The sequence below is a fragment of the Chryseobacterium sp. CG10_8 genome, from assembly GCF_058117085.1.
Genome location: NZ_JBYVEB010000176.1, coordinates 1 through 3,542, shown reverse-complemented (window position 1 = coordinate 3,542; position 3,542 = coordinate 1). Strand labels below are relative to the sequence as shown.

The following is a 3,542-nucleotide window of genomic DNA, read 5'->3' as shown; positions in this document are numbered from 1 at the left end:
TAATATACACGGTGATTTTTGACCAATTCTTTTCATCAATTAAAATTTTGCGCAAAGTTTCCCAGTTTTCAGTAAACAATGTTCCACCAAAAGTGTAGAAGGTATTCAGTCTTTTTTTACGACGTTCATTAATGGTTGATTGTTTTAGTTTAGCTTCTTCAGCTAATAGCTTCCTTTTCTTTTCTTGAATTTCAGCTAAACGCTCATCTTTTGTTTTTCTTTTGCGTTTGGGTTGTGGATTTTGGTTGCGGTAGTTTTCCATTGTGTTGTATTTATTTAATTATTTTTCGTTTTGAATATTTAACAAAATGAGATATTCATTTAGGTCTTTGCACTGATTTCCCACAATATCTCTTCGATCAATTGCATTAGGAAATTCTGAAAGAATTTTTGCGGCGGTATCATCACCCGATTTATCGCAATCAAGTAGGAGAATAATTTTAGTGTATGAGTTTTCTTTAAGGTATTTCAAAGCTCTATCAACCATTATGGTTGAGTTCATTATTAAAAAATTTGACTTCACATTTGGATAAAGAATCAAAAAACTCAGATAATCAAAAAAACCTTCTGTTAAGATGATTTTCGAATAACCATTTCTAATCGTTGTAATATCTTTTCCAGAGCAACCTTTGAAAACAGAAGATCGCAGTTCATAGAAATTTTCAGTATTAGATTTAAACCCAATAGAGTAATAAATCGAATCAACATTTGGGACTTTATAGTGGACTTCACAAACATGTTTCCAGAATTCTTCAGTGATTCCTCTTGATAGTAAATAGTTCTTTAGTGGATAGCTATAAAGGGGTTTAACTTTGAAAATTTTGACATTAGTTTCATATTTTATTTCAACATTTTCAATTTTCGAAATGTCCAATGAGAAAAGATATTCCAACGCTTCTTGAGTCGAGCAATTCAAAAACAATTCGGTTAAACTAACCACATCATATTTGGCATTAATTCTGCCTAAATCCACTGCAAATTCTGAATTGAAAAATACAATCAAGCTTGGATTTCGATCTTCCCGATAAAAAGCATGGTATAATTGTCCATGCTGAAAAGATTTCGCAGGTCGCAACCCGAAACTTCTCATCAAAAAATGAATGGGAATCAATTTTTTCGCCTCGAGACAATTTTTTTTTCTTTTCATAGCCATTTGGAATTTGAGATAATATCCATTTTTTGTGGAAAATTTATTATTTATAAACAATTGTTTGTCAATAACTTAAAACCTGCTATTTTATCCACAATTATTACTTTTCTTATAAAAATTAAAAACATTATAAATATTAATATAATTAAGAAGGGGGAATAATAATTAAATTAAACCTTTGATTATGAATCTTTTACACTACACTATTTTTAATAAAATTGAGATAAAATCAATAATATTTGAGATATTATCCATTTGTCTTGAGATATTATGTGAAAAATTTGAAATAATATCTAATTCTCTTGAGATAAAATCTTCTATAATTGAGATAATATCACGGCTTTTGTAAATGTTCAAAAATTGCCTTAACGAAGTCATCCCCTTTCAGTTTTTTGTCAATTTTTCGCTTGATTTTTTTTGCTAACTCTTGATATCCTCGAACTTCATATAGCTTTTTAATTATTCTTATATTTTGGTCACTAAGATTTCTAGTTTTTCTTAGGTATTTCAAAGCCCTGTGAATTTTTAGCTCATCATTAGAAATAAATTGTTCATTTTTTCCAACTGATTTCTTAGTATAGTACATAACAATTGAGAAATTTCCTTTTTCTTGCGAATAATTAAAACTTATGTCGTTAAGCGAATCTAAATCTGCTTTTACTGGAATTAAAAAATCACGTTCAAATATTGAAGGAAATTTATATTTTCTTATGGGTATATTTAATTTTTTAAGAAGTATTTCAAAAGAAAGCTCAACAAATTTTGGTTTTTGATAAAATAGTAAAAAAAGAAGGAATCTTAATGTATTTGGTGTAGAAGCTAAATATGGTAAGTTACTTTTAACCTGAAAATAATTGGGTTTAAGATTAAATAGAATTTTGGCAATAGCAATGTCCATATCAAAATACACATATTGGCTATTCCATTTAGGATTGAGAATAAAAAAAACAGCTTTATAACCACGAATAGAATCATCCTTGAGCTGAAATGACTTAATTGTTGCTAGTTCAATCAGCGCCTGATGAATAGTTTCATTTCTCATTTTTGGCATACTAGTATCCTCTTTAGAACTTCTCGAATTAATTTCCTTCATTGGAATTTCAAAACGAATGTATCCACCAGTTGCAACACCATCGTAATAATCATTGAAAGAAATTTGGCTTGTGAATTCACTTAAAGCCTTGGATTTAGAAGGAAGAAATTTGGATTGCTGTTCTTTTAAGGCAGAAAGAATAACCATAAAGATCCTTTGCTGAATAATTGTAGTATCATGAGTACAAAGAGCTTCACGAAGGTCTTTGGAGATAATTATTTTCTCTCTCTTTACAGGCTGAAATAAGAAATCATTATCCATTTTATCTTTTGTATTTCAAAGATTTAACACCTTGCAAAGCAGACATTAAATCCAAATGATTAATACGATAAAATCTTCCGATTTTTTCGGCTTTGATGTTTCCCTTAAGCACGTGTGAACGCACAGTTTGGTAGTCCAACTTCAGAATGTCAGATGCTTCCTTGAAAGAGTAGAATTTTTTCTTGAGTTCAAGCTCAGGTTCTTTCTGAATAGAATAAAGAAGTTGTTTGACTTCGTTTATTTCATCAAGAATGATTTGAAAGGGGTTGACTGTTTCCATAGATTTTCGTTTGAATTCTATGGCAACATTACATCTGGATTACAGTAAAATCCAGTGAAATAGTTAATAAAATGGTGAAATAATTAAATTATACGCAGTATCAAAAATAATGAGATATAAAATTTTCGATTTTGCATAGGCTTCCTAAGTCATCTTTTGAAAAATTTTCAAAATTACCTTCAGAAACTCCTTTAAAAAGCAAGCTTATTCTTCCTTTAGTGATTGTTTTGAAATTAATCTCTTGAAGTATTTCTAATATTTCGTCTTGATATTTCTCCCCATAGCTAAACCTCACTATATCTTTTTTATGTAAATATGATAATAAAATAATAACATCTGCTCTACCTCTTGAGAAATTAAATTCTAATCCTTCTGATTTTTCTTTGTAGATAACGTTACTATTTTTTAATAATGTAAAATCAATCTTTTCTAAAAGCTCATTGTTTATAGAAAGTGATTTTAAGACTTTTGAATGATTTAGACTCCTTTCAAGTTCATTATCTCCAATTTTATTGTCTCCCATTGTATTGGCTGCTGATTCACAATTACTACTTAAAATAATCAAAAATTCTTTGAAATCTTTTAAATATCTTCTTTTGTAATTTACTTTCAAGACTTCATGAACACCGTTTAAACTATTCAAAAAATCTTTGTTTGTTATTTCGTATTTCCTATCTATTGATAAATTAGCTGAACTTTCATATTTTTCAAAATATTGATAGAAAAGATTTTCTTGTGAATTTTTCTTAATTTTTAAA

Annotated in this window: 5 protein-coding genes; all 5 read right to left on the bottom strand. The window is 28.4% G+C overall.

What is annotated here, in order from left to right; genetic code table 11:
- Positions 1 to 262: hypothetical protein (locus AC4AGG_RS15755; RefSeq protein ID WP_489772975.1), on the bottom strand; the 262-nt coding region annotated here is incomplete at its 3' end.
- 18 nt (positions 263 to 280) lie between these two features.
- Positions 281 to 1,147 carry a DUF8464 domain-containing protein gene (locus AC4AGG_RS15750; RefSeq protein WP_489772974.1) on the bottom strand — a complete coding sequence of 289 codons (867 nt, stop codon included), beginning with the start codon at positions 1,145 to 1,147 and terminating at the stop codon, positions 281 to 283.
- A gap of 337 nt (positions 1,148 to 1,484) precedes the next feature.
- The gene (locus AC4AGG_RS15745; protein WP_489772973.1) at positions 1,485 to 2,504 is read right to left on the bottom strand and encodes a hypothetical protein; all 1,020 of its coding nucleotides are present in this window, start codon (positions 2,502 to 2,504) and stop codon (positions 1,485 to 1,487) included.
- Position 2,505: 1 nt separating this feature from the next.
- The gene (locus AC4AGG_RS15740) at positions 2,506 to 2,784 is read right to left on the bottom strand and encodes a helix-turn-helix domain-containing protein (protein WP_489772972.1); all 279 of its coding nucleotides are present in this window, start codon (positions 2,782 to 2,784) and stop codon (positions 2,506 to 2,508) included.
- Positions 2,785 to 2,884: 100 nt separating this feature from the next.
- On the bottom strand, positions 2,885 to 3,542 hold a 658-nt coding region (locus AC4AGG_RS15735; protein WP_489772971.1), incomplete at its 5' end, for a hypothetical protein.